15 protein-coding genes are annotated in these 15,982 nt (G+C 57.1%); 9 read left to right on the top strand and 6 right to left on the bottom strand.

The genetic code is table 11. The annotated features are described in order from the left end of the window. Positions 1 to 210 precede the first annotated feature (210 nt). Positions 211 to 840 carry a MarC family protein gene (locus tag GGQ73_RS18355; RefSeq protein WP_183897351.1) on the top strand — a complete coding sequence of 210 codons (630 nt, stop codon included), beginning with the start codon at positions 211 to 213 and terminating at the stop codon, positions 838 to 840. Between the two features lie 145 nt (positions 841 to 985). Here the strand turns inward: GGQ73_RS18355 and fba are convergent, their stop codons facing one another. Continuing rightward, the gene (gene fba / locus GGQ73_RS18350; RefSeq protein WP_174152914.1) at positions 986 to 2,050 is read right to left on the bottom strand and encodes a class II fructose-bisphosphate aldolase; all 1,065 of its coding nucleotides are present in this window, start codon (positions 2,048 to 2,050) and stop codon (positions 986 to 988) included. A 349-nt stretch (positions 2,051 to 2,399) separates the two neighbouring features. On the opposite strand from fba, the gene GGQ73_RS18345 reads away from it, so the two are divergent. From GGQ73_RS18345 to GGQ73_RS18330, 4 genes are all read left to right on the top strand, one after another. Further along, positions 2,400 to 3,401 carry an ABC transporter substrate-binding protein gene (locus tag GGQ73_RS18345; RefSeq protein ID WP_174152913.1) on the top strand — a complete coding sequence of 334 codons (1,002 nt, stop codon included), beginning with the start codon at positions 2,400 to 2,402 and terminating at the stop codon, positions 3,399 to 3,401. Between the two features lie 99 nt (positions 3,402 to 3,500). After that, on the top strand, positions 3,501 to 4,388 hold the full coding sequence (locus GGQ73_RS18340) for an ABC transporter permease (protein ID WP_183897350.1): 888 nt from the start codon (positions 3,501 to 3,503) through the stop codon (positions 4,386 to 4,388). Continuing rightward, the gene (locus GGQ73_RS18335) at positions 4,381 to 5,469 is read left to right on the top strand and encodes a quaternary amine ABC transporter ATP-binding protein (RefSeq protein WP_183897349.1); all 1,089 of its coding nucleotides are present in this window, start codon (positions 4,381 to 4,383) and stop codon (positions 5,467 to 5,469) included. The genes GGQ73_RS18340 and GGQ73_RS18335 overlap by 8 nt, the downstream gene beginning before the upstream one ends. An 89-nt stretch (positions 5,470 to 5,558) precedes the next feature. Next, entirely contained in the window at positions 5,559 to 6,581 is a 1,023-nt protein-coding gene (locus GGQ73_RS18330) for an LLM class flavin-dependent oxidoreductase (protein ID WP_183897348.1), read from the top strand. A gap of 359 nt (positions 6,582 to 6,940) precedes the next feature. Here GGQ73_RS18330 and GGQ73_RS18325 read toward each other — a convergent pair whose 3' ends face one another. Then, on the bottom strand, positions 6,941 to 7,462 hold the full coding sequence (locus tag GGQ73_RS18325) for a single-stranded DNA-binding protein (RefSeq protein ID WP_174152909.1): 522 nt from the start codon (positions 7,460 to 7,462) through the stop codon (positions 6,941 to 6,943). Positions 7,463 to 7,752: 290 nt separating this feature from the next. Here GGQ73_RS18325 and uvrA point away from each other — a divergent pair, with 290 nt between their 5' ends. Together uvrA and GGQ73_RS18315 are read left to right on the top strand one after the other, a co-directional pair. Next, positions 7,753 to 10,674 (top strand): excinuclease ABC subunit UvrA, encoded by a 2,922-nt coding sequence (gene uvrA, locus GGQ73_RS18320; RefSeq protein ID WP_174152908.1) that lies wholly within the window; start codon positions 7,753 to 7,755, stop codon positions 10,672 to 10,674. 22 nt (positions 10,675 to 10,696) lie between these two features. Further along, entirely contained in the window at positions 10,697 to 11,497 is an 801-nt protein-coding gene (locus GGQ73_RS18315) for a DUF72 domain-containing protein (RefSeq protein WP_183897347.1), read from the top strand. An 18-nt stretch (positions 11,498 to 11,515) separates the two neighbouring features. Here GGQ73_RS18315 and dusA read toward each other — a convergent pair whose 3' ends face one another. Further along, on the bottom strand, positions 11,516 to 12,529 hold the full coding sequence (gene dusA / locus GGQ73_RS18310) for a tRNA dihydrouridine(20/20a) synthase DusA (RefSeq protein WP_183897346.1): 1,014 nt from the start codon (positions 12,527 to 12,529) through the stop codon (positions 11,516 to 11,518). A 138-nt stretch (positions 12,530 to 12,667) separates the two neighbouring features. On the opposite strand from dusA, the gene GGQ73_RS18305 reads away from it, so the two are divergent. Then, positions 12,668 to 13,357 (top strand): fumarylacetoacetate hydrolase family protein, encoded by a 690-nt coding sequence (locus tag GGQ73_RS18305; RefSeq protein ID WP_183897345.1) that lies wholly within the window; start codon positions 12,668 to 12,670, stop codon positions 13,355 to 13,357. 13 nt (positions 13,358 to 13,370) lie between these two features. Then, positions 13,371 to 13,898, top strand: a complete 528-nt coding sequence (locus tag GGQ73_RS18300) for a gamma carbonic anhydrase family protein (protein ID WP_174152904.1) — start codon at positions 13,371 to 13,373, stop codon at positions 13,896 to 13,898. A 7-nt stretch (positions 13,899 to 13,905) separates the two neighbouring features. Here GGQ73_RS18300 and GGQ73_RS18295 read toward each other — a convergent pair whose 3' ends face one another. Genes GGQ73_RS18295 through znuC form a run of 3 tightly spaced genes read right to left on the bottom strand, consistent with a single transcriptional unit; the run spans position 13,906 to position 15,960 of the window. Further along, on the bottom strand, positions 13,906 to 14,310 hold the full coding sequence (locus tag GGQ73_RS18295; RefSeq protein WP_174152903.1) for a Fur family transcriptional regulator: 405 nt from the start codon (positions 14,308 to 14,310) through the stop codon (positions 13,906 to 13,908). Next, on the bottom strand, positions 14,307 to 15,125 hold the full coding sequence (znuB, locus tag GGQ73_RS18290) for a zinc ABC transporter permease subunit ZnuB (protein WP_174152902.1): 819 nt from the start codon (positions 15,123 to 15,125) through the stop codon (positions 14,307 to 14,309). Before znuB ends, GGQ73_RS18295 begins: the two co-directional genes overlap by 4 nt. Beyond that, entirely contained in the window at positions 15,118 to 15,960 is an 843-nt protein-coding gene (gene znuC / locus GGQ73_RS18285; RefSeq protein ID WP_183897344.1) for a zinc ABC transporter ATP-binding protein ZnuC, read from the bottom strand. Before znuC ends, znuB begins: the two co-directional genes overlap by 8 nt. Between the last annotated feature and the right edge of the window lie 22 nt (positions 15,961 to 15,982).

The following is a 15,982-nucleotide window of genomic DNA, read 5'->3' as shown; positions in this document are numbered from 1 at the left end:
CGGAAACAGCGCTAAAGCGCCAATTTCCAGCGCCGTTATGAACAGTCTTTTACGTCATTTGCAAGACGATGCACAGTTTTCTCCGCGTGCCGGATGAAAACAGGGCAATCAGGGTTTCAAACACCGGCAGACTTACCTAACATCATTCGATAATAGATCCTGAGACAGGCCGAGAAGCCTCGATTTTAGAGGACACGAGACGGGGACATCATGGCAACCACCGAACTTCTCATCAATGCATTGACGACGATGCTGGTGACGCTCGATCCTCCGGGACTGGCGCCTGTCTTTCTGGCCTTGACGGTTGGCATGACGCGGGCTCAACGCGGCCAGGTGGCGCTGAGAGGCTCGATCATCGCGTTTGCCATTCTCGCCATGTTTGCCCTGTTCGGATCGTCCATTCTGGAGCTACTCGGTATTTCTCTCGGTGCTTTCCGAATCTCGGGAGGCCTGTTGCTGTTCTGGATATCGTTCGAAATGATTTTCGAGAAGCGGCAGGAGCGCAAGGAGAAGACGTCTGAAATGGCCATCACCCTGGATCACATTCAGAATATCGCCGTTTTCCCGCTGGCGCTTCCGCTGATCGCCGGCCCTGGTGCCATCTCGGCTACCGTGCTGATCTCGGGTTCCATGCAGACCACTGTCGACATGGTGATCTTTATTTTGCTGCTTGCCTTCAGCATGTTGCTCGTCTTTCTCGCGCTGCTCGCTGCCGACCGGCTGGATCGCTTCCTGGGCAACACCGGCCGCGCCATCCTGACACGCCTGCTTGGCGTCCTTCTCGCAGCGCTTTCGGTTCAATTCGTGGTGGATGGGGTGAAATCCGTGATCGTATCGTAACGGCACCAACCCACTTTTAAGTCATGATCATGAGCGTCTCTATGATCTGCCTCAGAACACCACCACCGTCATGAAGGACAAACCATAGCAGATCCTCGGGGCAAGCCCGAGGATGAGCCGTTGGGGAATCAACTCTTTTGCACACTCACGAAATCACAGGATCCAGAGAACCCGACGCGTAACGCTTCGCCATCTCCCGCAACGGAACAGGTGTGATCTTCGACGCCTGCCCGGCCGTCCAGAACAGTTCAAACCGTTCCTTGCAAAGCTTCGTCATCGCGTCACGCGCAGGCTTCAGATACTTGCGCAGATCGAATTCCGCCGGGTCTTCCGCCAGAACCTTACGGATTTGTCCGGTGATGGCCATGCGGCAGTCGGTGTCGATATTGATCTTGCGAACGCCATTCTTGATGCCGCGCTGGATTTCCTCGATCGGCACGCCCCAGGTTGGCTTGATCGCGCCGCCATAGGCGTTGATGATATCCTGCAAATCCTGCGGCACGGTCGATGACCCGTGCATGACGAGATGCGTATTCGGCAGCTTGTTGTGGATTTCCTCGATGACGTTCATGGCGAGCACGCTGCCATCCGGTCTGCGCGTGAATTTGTAAGCGCCGTGGCTGGTGCCCATGGCAACAGCCAAAGCATCCACCCTGGTTTCGCGCACGAATTTCACCGCTTCATCGGGGTCGGTCAGCAACTGGTCGTGCGAGAGGACACCTTCGGCACCGTGGCCGTCTTCCGCCTCGCCCATGCCACTTTCCAGGGAGCCGAGAACACCCAGTTCACCCTCGACGGAGATACCGCCGTAATGGGCCATCTCGGTAACCTGTCGCGTGACGCCGACATTGTAATCCCAGTCCCCCGGCGTCTTGCCATCGGCCTTGAGCGAACCGTCCATCATGACCGATGTAAAACCGGCCTGGATGGCGGTCATGCAACTCGCGGCCTCATTGCCGTGGTCCAGATGCACGCAGACGGGTATGTGCGGGTAGATTTCAACGACCGCATCCATCATGTGCTTGAGCATGATGTCGTTTGCGTAGGCACGTGCGCCGCGAGATGCCTGCATGATAACGGGCGAATTGGTCGCATCCGCCGCGTCCATGATGGCCAGCGCCTGTTCCATATTGTTGATGTTGAAGGCAGGGACGCCATAGCCGTTTTCTGCCGCGTGATCGAGCAATTGACGGAGCGTTATTCGAGCCAAGGTATTTCCCCCTAAACGAGTTGTTTTGAGAATGGCATCCCTCAACACCATCCTGTCCTTTTGCGGACATTCGCTACTATTGCCTCGGCAATACCAACTATCCAGCTTTTTTTGACATTGATCAGCAAAGAATGAACGATACGCAGGTCGAAAGCCGGTGAGACCGAAAGTTACCCGATGATTAAAATGCCGTGACCTGTCGTGGTTTGGCGAATGGCCGTCGCATTTCGCGTAGGTTAACGCCCGGGCTTCACGCCATCATCCCCTCAACTTTGCAAAGACAAAGACAGGGGCAGACCCAAGCGGCAGGTTCGTCTCTTTATAAGCGTCGCCAATAAAGGGAACAGATATGAAGACATTGCTTGCATCGACCTGTCTGGTGTTCGGTTTGCTCGGCGGTGCGGCTGCGGCCAGCGCTGCTGACTGCGGTAGTCCGACCATTGCCAGCATGAACTGGCAGAGCGCAGAAGTGCTGTCCGCCATCGACAAAATCATTCTCAACGAAGGTTATGGTTGCAGCGCTGATATCACTATCGGCGATACGGTTCCGACGATCACCTCCATGGTTGAAAAAGGCCAACCCGATATTGCGCCGGAAGCCTGGGCCGATACGCTGCCGGAAGTGGTCAAACGTGGCGTTGACGAAGGCAAGCTGGTGGTTGCCGCAACGGCCTTGCCTGATGGCGGTATCCAAGGCTGGTGGATTCCCAAATACGTGGCCGAAGCACATCCTGATATCAAGACCATCGGCGATCTCATGAAGAATCCGAAGCTTTTCCCGGACGCCGAAAATCCGGATAAGGGCGCCATCGTCAACGGTCCGCAAGGCTGGGGCGGTACCGTTGTGACCGGTCAGCTCTACAAGGCATTCGGCGCCGAAAAAGCAGGCTTCAACCTTATCGATAGCGGCTCTTCCGCTGGCCTCGATGGTTCCATTGCCAAGGCCTATGAGCGCAAGCAGCCATGGGTTGGCTACTACTGGTCGCCAACCGCACTTCTCGGCAAATACGATATGGTGAAGCTCGAGCCCGGCGTTCCAGCAGATGCTGCGGAGTGGAAACGCTGCAACACCGTTGCCGATTGCCCCGATCCTAAGCCGAACGCGTGGCCGGTCGACAAGGTCGTGACGCTGGTTGCCAAACCATTTGCCGACAAGGCCGGTCCAGAGATCATGGACTATCTGAACAAGCGGTCGTGGAGCAACGCCACCGTCAACAAGCTGATGGCGTGGATGACGGACAATCAGGCAACCGGTGAAGATAGCGCCAAGCATTTCCTCAAGGAAAACCCAGACATCTGGACGAAGTGGGTTTCTGCCGACGCGGCAGAAAAGATCAAGGCCTCGCTTTGATACCTTCCCTCCTGCCAGACCCACCGTCCGGCAGACACGCAACCAGACATGCGATTGGCAAACACCAATCGCATGTCGCCGTGATCACAGGGGAAGCGCATGGACTGGTTTTACAAGTTTCCGAGCATGAACGACGACACGCTTCGTGCTCTGAAAAAGATGATTGATGACGGCTTTCGTGAATTCACCCGCGCCTGGGGCGCAAGCATCGAGGGCTTCTTCTCGCCGCTCCAGCAATTCCTGATCTGGGCCGAGCGTTTCATGACGCAGACGCCTTGGCCGATCATTATTCTGCTAATTTTGGGCATAGCCTGGGCTGGCAGTCGCAGCGTGAAGATCGTGCTGGGCTGTCTCTTCACGCTTCTGGCCATTGGCTATTTCGATATGTGGACGGATACGATGCGGACGATCTCGATGATCTTCGTCTGTACCGTCCTGTCCATCGCCATCGGGCTGCCGCTCGGTATTGCCATGTCGCATTCCAACCGCGTCCAGCGCGTGGTCAATCCGATCCTTGATGTGATGCAGACCATGCCGAGCTTCGTCTACCTCATTCCCGTCGTCATGCTGCTGGGCATCGGCCGTGTGCCCGGCCTGATCGCCGTCGTCATCTATGCCATTCCGCCGATGATACGCCTCACCAATCTCGGTATCCGGCTGGTGGACCGGGATGTGCTGGAAGCCGCAGACGCCTTCGGCTCGTCGGGCTGGCAAAAGCTCTTCAAGGTGCAATTGCCGCTGGCGCTGCCCACCATCATGGCAGGCATTAACCAGACCATCATGATGGCGCTTGCGATGGTCGTCATCGCCTCGATGATCGGCGTACAGGGGCTGGGACAGCCGGTCCTCAAAGCCATCGCCAACCAGTATTTCACGCTCGGCATCTTCAATGGCATGGCCATTGTCGGCATCGCCATCATCTTTGATCGCATCAGTCAGGCCTATGGCAAAAGGCTCCAGAAACATCAGGAGATTGCCCATGGCTGAATCTGCATTTGGCGGCATAAAGATCAGCAACCTCTACAAGATTTTTGGCGCGAAACCGCACGCTTATATCGACGCCGTTCGCAATGGGCTGACAAAAACCGAACTTAACGAGAAGCACGGTCATGTTCTCGGCCTTCGAGATATCAACATCGATATTCCCTCGGGCTGCATTCAGGTCATCATGGGCCTTTCCGGCTCCGGCAAGTCAACGTTGATCCGCCACATCAACCGGCTGATAGACCCGACGGCTGGCGAGGTGCTGGTCGATGGCGTTGATGTCGTGAAGATGAATGCGGCGGAACTGCGCGCCTTTCGCCGTCACCAGACGGCCATGGTTTTTCAGAAATTCGCCCTTCTGCCGCATCGCAATGTTCTCGACAACACACTGTATGGTCTTGAAGTGCAGGGCATGGCGCGGGCGAAAAGCGTCGATATTGCCATGCGCTGGCTGGAGCGCGTCGGCCTGAAAGGCTTCGAGACGCGCTTTCCCAACCAGTTGTCCGGTGGCATGCAGCAGCGCGTGGGGCTGGCGCGAGCCCTGTCCAACGATGCGCCGGTTCTTTTGATGGATGAAGCCTATTCCGCGCTCGACCCCCTGATCCGCACCGACATGCAATCCGTGCTTCTCGATATTCAAAAGGAAATCCGGAAAACTATCGTCTTCATCACCCATGATCTGGACGAGGCGCTTCGTCTGGGTGACCAGATCGCGATCTTGCGGGACGGCGAAGTCATCCAGCAGGGCACCAGTCAGGACATCGTGCTGCGTCCAGCCGACGCTTACATCGCCAACTTCGTCAAGGAGGTGAATAGGGGCCGGGTCATCAATGTCGAGGCCGTGATGTCTCCGGTTGCGCCGGGCATGCCGGCCGTCGGTCCGCAAGTTGTCGTCGGCAGCAGCATCGAGGACACGATGCGAATGCTTGCGCGCAGCGGCGATGAAACAGCAACAGTTTGCGCCCCATCGGGCAAGGCGGTGGGGACTGTCAGCTTGCGGCAACTTGCCAGTGCAATCGTCGATGTGGCCGCGGCGGAGAGCACTATCGGCGGTGTGGAAAATCTTGCTCGGGCGAAGGCCTGAACAGACTGTTCACAAATTTGGCCGCACATTCCCTGAATAGCACCCTATATGTTTGGCAACGAAACATATGCAGATTCAGGTAGATTATCATGAAGAAGATCGGTTTTCTGTCTTTTGGACATTGGGGTCCGGGGCCACATTCACAGGCACGCACCGCCAAGGACGTCCTTCAACAATCGATAGAGCTTGCGGTCGCCGCAGAAGAGATCGGTGTCGACGGCGCATACTTCCGTGTGCACCACTTCGCCCGGCAACTGGCGTCGCCGTTTCCGTTGCTTGCAGCCGTCGGTGCCAGAACGAGCAAAATCGAGATCGGCACAGGCGTCATCGATATGCGCTATGAAAACCCGCTCTACATGGCGGAAGATGCAGGTTCAGCTGACCTGATCTCCGATGGTCGGCTGCAACTTGGCCTCAGCCGTGGCTCGCCCGAACAGGTGATCGAAGGCTGGCGCTACTTCGGCTATCAGCCGACAGACGGCACAAGCGATGCCGACATGGGCCGCAACAGCACGGAAGTGTTTCTGGAGGTACTGAAGGGAGAGGGTTTCGCCGAGCCCAATCCCCGCCCGATGTTTGCCAACCCACCCGGACTGCTTCGTCTGGAACCGCATTCGGAAGGGTTGCGTGACCGCATCTGGTGGGGAGCTGGCTCCAATGCCACCGCCGTCTGGGCGGCAAAGCTCGGCATGAACTTGCAGAGTTCGACGCTGAAGGACGACGAGACCGGAGAACCGTTTCACGTCCAGCAGGCAGCGCAGATCCGCGCCTATCGCGCCGCATGGAAGGAAGCGGGCCATACCCGCACACCGCGTGTGTCCGTCAGCCGCAGCATTTTTGCGCTGGTCGATGATCGCGACCGCGCCTATTTCGGTGGCAGCGGCAAGGAAAGCGATAGCATCGGTTATCTCGATGCAAACACCCGTGCTGTTTTCGGACGCTCATATGCCGCAGAGCCGGAGACGCTGATCAAGGAACTGGCAAAGGATGAAGCCGTGGCGGAGGCCGATACCCTGTTGTTGACGATCCCGAACCAGCTTGGCGTCGAGTACAACGTCCACGTTCTAGATTCCATCCTGAAACACGTCGCACCAGAACTGGGCTGGCGTTGATGCTACAGGGTCCATGGCATCTCTGAATGCTGTGGACCAGCGCCGGTTTATTTGGAGATATCCAGAACCCGTCCCTTCGTCAGTTCCAGCGTCTGGCGTTGGAAGTGACCGCGATCGTTCCATGGTGAACACCCGCAACCGGTCGAGCGAGCGGACCGTCGATCGTGGGCCCAAAAGAGACCGCGGATGAGAGCAATCACCACCCGATCGGCCAGTCCCCTCCACGATAGTCCTACGCGTTGTCAACCAGCTTGCCCAGCGCGGTATCAAGCACGCCCAAGTGTACATAGTCATCTTGGAGACGAGCACATCGGGTGATACCCGACGCGCTCATTTGAAATACAACTGTCGTGTCAGGATCAGAACGGAATATCATCGTCCATATCATTGTTGAAGTTGCCAGCTGGCTGGCCGCCGCGCGATGCGCCACCGCGAGAAGAGGATGATGGCTGGTCATTGCCACCGCCATAGTTTCCGCCGCCGCTCCCGTAATCGTCTCCGCCACGGCTTCCGCCGCCGCCACCTTCTCCGCGACCGTCCAGCATGGTCAGGGTGGAATTGAAGCCCTGGAGTACGATTTCCGTGGAGTAACGATCATTGCCCGTTTGGTCCTGCCATTTCCGGGTCTGAAGCGCGCCTTCGATATAGAGCTTGGCGCCCTTCTTTACGTACTGCTCAATAACCTTGCAAAGACCTTCATTGAAGACCACCACAGAGTGCCATTCCGTCTTTTCTTTTCGCTCTCCGGAGGTGCGGTCGCGCCAGCTTTCAGATGTCGCGATACGAAGGTTTGCGATAGGACGACCATCTTGCGTGCGGCGAATTTCCGGATCAGCGCCGACGTTTCCGAGCAAAATTACCTTGTTTACGCTGCCAGCCATCTTCTCACCCTGTCTGCCAACCATCATGGCCAGCATCTATCCTGTTCAAAATCTGCGATCACCATAGACCATCGTTCAGCACCATGGGCACCGGATGGAACGACAATCCACAAGGAATGTTATGTCAACTGCGCACGCTTGCCAATCGTTCTTATTTTGTTCTATTAAGACTGAACAACTGAGTCAAGTGGACTGAAAAGCCTATACGAAAAGTTTAATATATCTCGACATGCCGTTCACCGTCATTACATAAGAACTGACGCCTCCCAACGAGTACCCCGAGCCTTCTCATGAGTGAATTAAAGACGATTTCGATCCGTGGCGCCCGCGAGCATAACCTCAAGGGCATCGACCTGGACCTGCCGCGCAACAAGCTGATCGTGATGACCGGCCTGTCGGGCTCTGGCAAATCTTCGCTCGCCTTCGATACGATTTATGCGGAAGGGCAGCGGCGCTACGTCGAGAGCCTGTCGGCCTATGCTCGCCAGTTTCTGGAAATGATGCAAAAGCCGGATGTGGACCAGATCGAGGGTTTGTCTCCCGCCATCTCCATCGAACAGAAGACGACCTCGCGCAACCCGCGCTCGACGGTTGGGACCGTGACGGAAATCTACGACTACATGCGTCTGCTGTTTGCGCGGGTGGGCGTCCCCTACTCGCCAGCGACCGGCTTGCCGATTGAAAGCCAGACGATCAGCCAGATGGTGGACCGCATCCTCGCGTTTGAAGAAGGAACACGGCTTTACATTCTCGCGCCGATGATCCGAGGACGAAAGGGCGAATATAAGAAAGAGCTCGCCGAGCTTATGAAAAAAGGCTTCCAGCGCGTCAAGGTCGACGGTCAGTTCTATGAAATTGCCGATGTTCCCGCATTGGACAAAAAATACAAACACGACATCGACGTGGTCGTGGATCGTGCCGTGGTGCGTCCGGACATGGCCGCGCGCCTGGCGGATAGTCTTGAGACGTGTTTGAAGCTTGCGGACGGCTTGGCAGTCGCCGAATTTGCCGACAAACCCCTGCCGCCGGAAGAAACATCCGCCGGTGGTTCAGCGAACAAGTCGCTCAATGAAACACACGAGCGGGTTCTGTTTTCGGAAAAATTCGCCTGCCCCGTGTCGGGTTTCACAATCTCCGAGATCGAGCCACGCCTGTTCTCCTTCAACAACCCCTTCGGTGCCTGCCCGACTTGCGATGGCCTGGGCTCCCAGCAAAAGGTGGACACGGCGCTGATCGTGCCGGAACCTGCTCGCACGTTGAAGGATGGCGCTGTGGCGCCGTGGGCCAAGTCATCATCACCATACTATAACCAGACGCTGGAAGCGCTCGGCAAAGCCTTTGGCTTCAAGCTGTCCAGCCGCTGGAACGAACTCTCCGACGCTGCAAAGAAAGCGATTCTGCAGGGCACCGACGATAAGATCGAGTTCCAGTACGAGGACGGTGCACGCTCCTACAAGACGGTGAAAAATTTCGAAGGCATCGTTCCCAATCTGGAACGTCGCTGGAAGGAAACAGACAGCGCCTGGGCACGTGAGGAAATCGAGCGCTACATGTCTGCAGCGCCCTGCCCCGCCTGCGCAGGTTATCGCCTGAAGCCCGAAGCGCTGGCGGTGAAGATCAACAAAAAACACATCGGCCAGGTCACAGAGATGTCGATCAAGGTCGCGCGCGACTGGTTCGACGGTCTGCCGGAATCGCTCAATGCAAAGCAGAACGAAATTGCTGTCCGTATCCTCAAGGAGATCCGCGAGCGCCTCAGATTTCTCAACGATGTCGGATTGGACTATCTTAGCCTGTCGCGCAACTCGGGGACGCTTTCCGGTGGCGAGAGCCAGCGCATCCGCCTGGCATCACAGATCGGCTCGGGCCTGACCGGTGTTCTCTATGTTCTGGATGAGCCATCGATTGGCCTGCATCAGCGTGACAACGCTCGTCTCCTGGATACGCTGAAGCACTTGCGCGATATCGGCAACACCGTGATCGTTGTCGAGCATGACGAAGATGCCATCATGACGGCCGACTATGTGGTGGATATCGGTCCCGCCGCCGGCATTCACGGTGGCGAGGTGATTGCGGAGGGAACACCGCAGCAGGTCATGGACAACCCGAAATCGCTCACGGGTAAATATCTGTCCGGTGCTCTTGGCGTGGCTATTCCCGCAGAAAGGCGCAAGCCGAAAAAAGGAAAAGAGATCAAGGTCGTCGGCGCCCGCGGCAACAACCTCAAAAATGTTACCGCGTCGGTTCCGCTCGGTGTCTTCACGGCCGTCACTGGCGTCTCCGGCGGAGGCAAGTCGACCTTCCTGATCGAAACATTGTACAAGTCGGCGGCGCGTCGCGTCATGGGTGCCCGTGAAATTCCGGCTGACCACGACCGTATCGATGGCTTCGAGTTCATCGATAAGGTCATCGACATCGACCAGTCGCCGATCGGGCGTACACCTCGCTCCAACCCTGCGACCTATACGGGTGCGTTCACACCCATCCGTGATTGGTTTTCAGGCTTACCGGAAGCAAAGGCCCGTGGTTATGCACCCGGTCGCTTTTCGTTCAACGTCAAGGGCGGTCGTTGTGAAGCCTGTCAGGGCGATGGCGTCATCAAGATCGAGATGCACTTCCTGCCCGACGTGTACGTGACGTGCGATGTCTGCCACGGCAAGCGCTACAACCGCGAAACGCTGGATGTGACCTTCAAGAGCAAGTCGATCGCCGATGTCCTCGATATGACGGTCGAAGAAGGTGTCGAGTTCTTTTCCGCGGTTCCGGCGGTGCGCGACAAGTTGCAATCGCTGTTCGATGTCGGCCTTGGCTACATCAAGGTCGGCCAGCAGGCCAATACGCTCTCAGGTGGTGAAGCGCAGCGCGTGAAACTGGCCAAGGAATTGTCAAAACGCTCGACAGGACGCACCCTCTACATTCTCGATGAGCCGACAACCGGCTTGCATTTCCACGACGTCAACAAGCTTTTGGAAATGCTGCACGAGCTGGTAGATCAGGGAAATTCCGTCGTCGTCATCGAACATAATCTTGAGGTCATCAAGACAGCGGATTGGGTCATCGATATCGGCCCTGAAGGCGGTACGGGTGGTGGCGAGATCGTCGCAACCGGAACACCGGAGCAGATCGTCAAGGAGAAGCGCTCCTACACCGGCCATTTCCTGAAGGAGTTGCTGGAGCGTCGTCCCGAGAAGAAGATACAAGCGGCAGAGTAACCGAGGCACGGGGGAGACGGCGATGAGCAAGACAGGCACGATCCGCACAGGCATCGGCGGCTGGACCTTCGAGCCATGGGAAGGCACCTTTTATCCCGACAAGCTTGTCAAAAGACGCCAGCTCGAGCATGCCAGCCGACAGTTGAGAGCGATTGAAGTCAACGGCACCTATTACGGCAGCCAGAAACCGGAAACCTTTGCCAAATGGGCATCCGAGGTTCCCGAGGGCTTTATCTTTTCGCTCAAAGCGAGCCGCTTTGTCACCAATCGCAAGGTGCTGGCCGAAGCCGGGGAATCCATCGCCAAGTTTATCACGCAGGGATTAACAGAGCTTGGCGACCACCTTGGCCCCATCCTCTGGCAGTTCGCTCCGACAAAAAAGTTCGAGCCAGATGATTTCGCTGCCTTTCTGGCACTTCTGCCAGAAAAACAGGACGGTCTCACGCTTCAGCATGTTGTCGAGGTCCGCAATCCGAGTTTCCAGGTGCGGGAGTTCATTGACCTGCTGGCAAAGCATGGGGTTGCCGTCGTCTGCGCAGATCATCACGAGTACCCGATGCTGCCGGATGTGACGGCGGACTTTGTGTATTGTCGCCTGCAGAAGGGCGAAGACGATATCGAGACCTGCTATCCTGAAACGGACGTGAAGGCGTGGGCCAATCGCCTTAAAGACTATGCGCAGGGAGGCGTCCCGGACGATCTGCCCTTGATTGCTCCCGATCGCAAGACGGATAAAAAGACACGTGATGTCTTCGCTTTTTTCATAACGGGTGGCAAAGTCAAAGCGCCCAACGGCGCACAACTCTTGCAGACGCTGCTGTAAAGCCATTCACAAAGTGCTTTACACCGCGATGGTCTCGCAGCCCGTGTCGAAATTGACCGCCGAAAATGCTGCAGAGATGACGTCAGGCCCAGCGCCTGGTTTGGTCGCATCGCTGGACAATATCTGGCGGAACCGTCGTGCACCGGGCAGGCCCTGAAACAGGCCGACCATATGCCGTGTAACGTGGTTCAGTCGACCGCCCTTGGCGATATAGTCTGCGGCATAATCCATCATCGTATCACGCAGATTGATCCAATCTGGCGCGGTTTCCGGTTCCCCATAGATGCGGTGATCGACGTCGCCCAGGATGGAGGTGTTGTGATAGGCAGCGCGGCCTAACATGACGCCGTCCATATGCTTGAGATGATCCTCGGCCTGGTCGAGATCGGTGATGCCACCGTTGATGCCGATAAAGACCTCGGGATTTTCCTCTTTCATGCGATAGACTAGCGCATAGTCGAGCGGCGGAACATCGCGGTTTTCCTTCGGAGACAGGCCCTGAAGCCAGGCCTTGCGTGCATGAATCCAGACAGCATCCGCACCGTCAGCGACAACCTGAGAAATGAAGTCCGGCAACACCGTTTCCGGCTCCTGGTCATCCACACCTATGCGACATTTGACGGTGACAGGCACGGTGGCGACAGCTTTCATCGCCGCCACGCAACGGGCAACCGTTTCCGGCTCACGCATCAGGCAGGCACCGAATGTACCGGACTGAACCCGGTCGGAAGGGCAGCCGACATTCAGGTTGATCTCGTCATACCCATAATCGCTGGCAATCTTCACCGCTTCCGAAAGCTTGGATGGATCGGAGCCACCAAGCTGGAGGGCAACGGGGTGTTCCTGCGGGTGATAGCCCAACAACTTTTCACGCTGCCCGTGAATGATCGCATCGGCCACGATCATCTCCGTATAAAGCAAGGCATGGCTGGACAGCTGCCGATGAAGAAAGCGACACCGCGTGTCCGTCCAGTCGATCATGGGGGCGACGGCGAAAATCTTGCTGCCGGTTGCGAGAGCTTTTTGATACATACGTTACCAAACCTTGTTCTGCGGGGCTTCTACCGCAATGCGCTCCATAAAGCCAGTTTTCTGCCAAGGCGGATTTTAAACTGGAAATCCCGGTAGAATCGCGGGACAAACAGGACCTGAAATGAGGAGCCAAGATCCATGTCCGCGACCGTTATTCCCGTTCCCCCAACCGTTCTGTTGCCGGTTGAAGGCACCGATGAAACATTTCCGGTTCGCAGGGTCTACTGCGTCGGGCGCAACTACGCCGACCACGCCATCGAAATGGGTCATGATCCCTCGCGTGAGCCGCCGTTCTTCTTTCAGAAAAATGCAGACAACCTGCTGCCCGCAGGCAGGGATTTTCCTTTTCCCTCGCTCTCTTCGAATGTCCACTACGAGGTCGAGTGCGTCGTTGTCCTGAAAAGTGGCGGCTCCGACATTTCTGTCGAAGATGCGCTGGATCATGTCTGGGGTTACGCCGTCGGTATCGATATGACGCGCCGTGACATGCAGGATGCCTTGAAGAAAATGGGTCGATCCTGGGAAAGCGCTAAGGCGTTCGAATATTCCGCGCCTGTCTCGCCGCTCGTCCCCGCGGCCAGGATTGGCCACCCGGCAAGCGGTGCGATCTGGCTAGACGTCAATGGTAAGCGCAAGCAGACGGGTGATCTCGATCAGATGATCTGGAAGACGGCGGAAATCATCGCAGAGCTTTCCAGGCTGTTCACGCTGGCGGCAGGCGATGTCATCATGACCGGCACACCGGCAGGTGTCGGGCCGATCGTATCGGGTGACCGTATCGATTGCGGTGTGGATGGTGTCGCGACCCTCTCCGTCAACATCACCTAAACTTGGAGTGTATATGCCTCTTTACCGTCTTGGAGAACGCGTCCCGCAAACCCCTGCGCCGGAGCGTTACTGGGTGGCGCCCGACGCCAATGTCATCGGGTCAGTGCTTCTAGGCGACGATGTCGGCATTTGGTTCGGTGCGACATTGCGCGGCGATAACGAACCGATCACGATCGGGCGCGGCACCAACATACAAGAAGGCGTCATGGTTCACGCCGATCCGGGCTTTCCCGCAACGATTGGCGAAGATTGCACGATCGGACACCACGCCATCATCCATGGCTGCACGATCGGCGACAACTCGCTGGTCGGCATGGGTGCGACTGTTCTGAATGGCGCAAAGATCGGCAAAAACTGTCTCATCGGTGCCAACGCGCTGGTGACGGAGGGAAAGGCGTTTCCCGACAATTCGCTCATCGTCGGCTCCCCGGCCCGCGCCATCCGCACATTGGACGACACCGCAGTCGCATCGCTCACGAAATCGGCGGAAAACTATGTCAGAAACTGGCAACGTTTCGCCAGGGAATTGCAGCCGCTCTGACCGGCAGTCAAGCGGCGCAGGCCTCACAAAGGCCGCGAATTTCTATCGTGGTTTTTTCTGCCTTGAATTGACGTTTCTTTGCCCAGTCGCCGAGGCGATGATCGACGTCGTGATCGTGGAATTCCGTGACTTGTCCACATGCGTTGCAGATTGCAAAAGCCACAGTGCCGTGGTGATGGGTGCAGCAATCCGACTTGGTATGGGAGCACGCCACGAAGGCATTCAGGCTCTCCAGTCGATGCACAAGACCGAACTCGATCAGTTTTTCCAGCGCCCTATAGACTTGTAAGGGAGCGCGGAAACCGGCGTCCCGCAGCTTGTCTAGAATGACGTAGGCGCTCAGGGGCGCTTGAGAGCGGGTCAGTGCATCGTAAACGAGGCTCTGGTTGCGGGTGAGATTTTGCGTGGTCATGAACGGTCTCCTTGCTCTGCCTTGCGCATCAGTTCCGGTGCCGGCAGAAGACTCAAGATGAAAAGCATAACGGCGGCAACGACGATCGAGGGGCCGGATGGCGTGTCGTACTGGAGCGAGCCCATCAACCCGCCAAAAACGGCAATGGCGCCGATGAGCGACGCCAGAACTGCCATGATTTCCGGCGTCGACGCAAACCGGCGCGCGGTTGCTGCCGGGATGATCAACAGCGAGGTAATCAGCATGATGCCAACGATCTTCATGGCAATGGCGATGACGAGCGCCATCAGCAGCATAAACAGCAACTTGGATCGTTCAGGCCGCATGCCTTCGGCTTCCGCCAACTCGGCATTGACGGTCGATGCGAGCAGCGGTTTCCAGAGATAAGCAATCGCCAGGAGCACCACAACGCCGCCACCCCAGATGAGATAGATATCGGACACGGTCACGGCCAGAATGTCGCCAAACAGGAAGGCGACGAGGTCGATGCGTACCCAGGTCATGAAGGCGACGATAACGAGGCCGAAGGCCAGAGCCGAATGCGAGAGAATGCCAAGCAGCGCGTCCGACGACAAAGCCTGGCGGCGCTGCAGAAACAGCAGCAACAGCGAAACAAGCGAAGCCACGATGAAGACGCTGACGATCAGGTTCAGTTGAAACAACAAAGACAGCGCCACGCCCAACAGAGCGGAATGCGCCATGGTATCCCCGAAATAAGCCATGCGCCGCCAGACGACGAAACAGCCCAACGGCCCTGCCATCAAGGCAACGCCGATACCGGCAACCATGGCCCGAACGAAGAAATCGTCAAACATGCTTGGCTCCATGGGCGTGATCATGCTCGTGATGGTGACCATCATCAGGGTGGCAATGGTCAGTTATCGTACCATCCGCATGTCGCACACGGCCATCCGGCAGATGCGTATGATCGTGGTCGTGGGTGTACACGGCAAGCCCTCGGCCCGCTGCCCCCCCGAACAGCCTCATATATTCAGGGCTCTGGCTGACCATTTGTGGTGTGCCACGGCAGCAGACATGGCCGTTGAGGCAGATGACCGTATCAGTTTCTGCCATCACCACGTGGAGGTCGTGCGAGATCAGCAAAATGCCGCAGCCGGTGGCGTTGCGAATATTCTTGATGAGATCGTAAAGGGCGATTTCGCCGGAAAAATCGACGCCCTGCACCGGCTCGTCCAGAACCAGCAGATCCGGTTTACGGGCGATGGCGCGTGCCAGCAAAGCGCGCTGAAACTCGCCGCCCGACAGATGTTGCACCTCCGCCTTGGCAAGATGCGAGATACCGGTGGCGTTTAGCGCTGCATCAATCTCCCGCGCGGGCAACTGCCCCGTCAGTGTCATCAACCTGCGAACCGTCAGTGGCATCGTCCAGTCTACGGAGAGTTTTTGCGGCACGTAGCCCACGCGCAGTCCGGCGGTTCGTGAGACATTCCCCTCGTCCGGTTTCAGGACGCCCGTCGCCATTTTTGCGCTGGTGGATTTTCCGGATCCATTCGGACCGATGAGGGTCACGATCTCGCCACGGCCAACGGAAAAATCCACGCCGCGCACCAGCCAGCGGCCGCTGCGTTGAATGCCAGCATTGGAAAGAGAGACCAGTTTTCCGTCATTTTTTGCCGGAGAATGAAGCATGTGTTTTTCCGATTGTCGGTGT

The organism is Rhizobium skierniewicense, from assembly GCF_014196515.1.
In the GTDB taxonomy this organism is placed as follows: domain Bacteria; phylum Pseudomonadota; class Alphaproteobacteria; order Rhizobiales; family Rhizobiaceae; genus Agrobacterium; species Agrobacterium skierniewicense.
The sequence above is the reverse complement of the archived record's forward strand: the minus strand, read 5'-3'. Positions and strand labels throughout refer to the sequence as shown.

Excerpts from the sequence above, each read along its gene's own strand:
- GGQ73_RS18355 (WP_183897351.1), top strand. The coding sequence starts at position 211 with ATGGCAACCACCGAACTTCTCATCAATGCATTGACGACGATGCTGGTG.
- GGQ73_RS18345 (WP_174152913.1), top strand. The coding sequence starts at position 2,400 with ATGAAGACATTGCTTGCATCGACCTGTCTGGTGTTCGGTTTGCTCGGC.
- GGQ73_RS18340 (WP_183897350.1), top strand. The coding sequence starts at position 3,501 with ATGGACTGGTTTTACAAGTTTCCGAGCATGAACGACGACACGCTTCGT.
- GGQ73_RS18335 (WP_183897349.1), top strand. The coding sequence starts at position 4,381 with ATGGCTGAATCTGCATTTGGCGGCATAAAGATCAGCAACCTCTACAAG.
- GGQ73_RS18330 (WP_183897348.1), top strand. The coding sequence starts at position 5,559 with ATGAAGAAGATCGGTTTTCTGTCTTTTGGACATTGGGGTCCGGGGCCA.
- GGQ73_RS18325 (WP_174152909.1), bottom strand. The coding sequence starts at position 7,462 with ATGGCTGGCAGCGTAAACAAGGTAATTTTGCTCGGAAACGTCGGCGCT.
- uvrA (WP_174152908.1), top strand. The coding sequence starts at position 7,753 with ATGAGTGAATTAAAGACGATTTCGATCCGTGGCGCCCGCGAGCATAAC.
- GGQ73_RS18315 (WP_183897347.1), top strand. The coding sequence starts at position 10,697 with ATGAGCAAGACAGGCACGATCCGCACAGGCATCGGCGGCTGGACCTTC.
- dusA (WP_183897346.1), bottom strand. The coding sequence starts at position 12,529 with ATGTATCAAAAAGCTCTCGCAACCGGCAGCAAGATTTTCGCCGTCGCC.
- GGQ73_RS18305 (WP_183897345.1), top strand. The coding sequence starts at position 12,668 with ATGTCCGCGACCGTTATTCCCGTTCCCCCAACCGTTCTGTTGCCGGTT.
- GGQ73_RS18300 (WP_174152904.1), top strand. The coding sequence starts at position 13,371 with ATGCCTCTTTACCGTCTTGGAGAACGCGTCCCGCAAACCCCTGCGCCG.
- GGQ73_RS18295 (WP_174152903.1), bottom strand. The coding sequence starts at position 14,310 with ATGACCACGCAAAATCTCACCCGCAACCAGAGCCTCGTTTACGATGCA.
- znuB (WP_174152902.1), bottom strand. The coding sequence starts at position 15,125 with ATGTTTGACGATTTCTTCGTTCGGGCCATGGTTGCCGGTATCGGCGTT.
- znuC (WP_183897344.1), bottom strand. The coding sequence starts at position 15,960 with ATGCTTCATTCTCCGGCAAAAAATGACGGAAAACTGGTCTCTCTTTCC.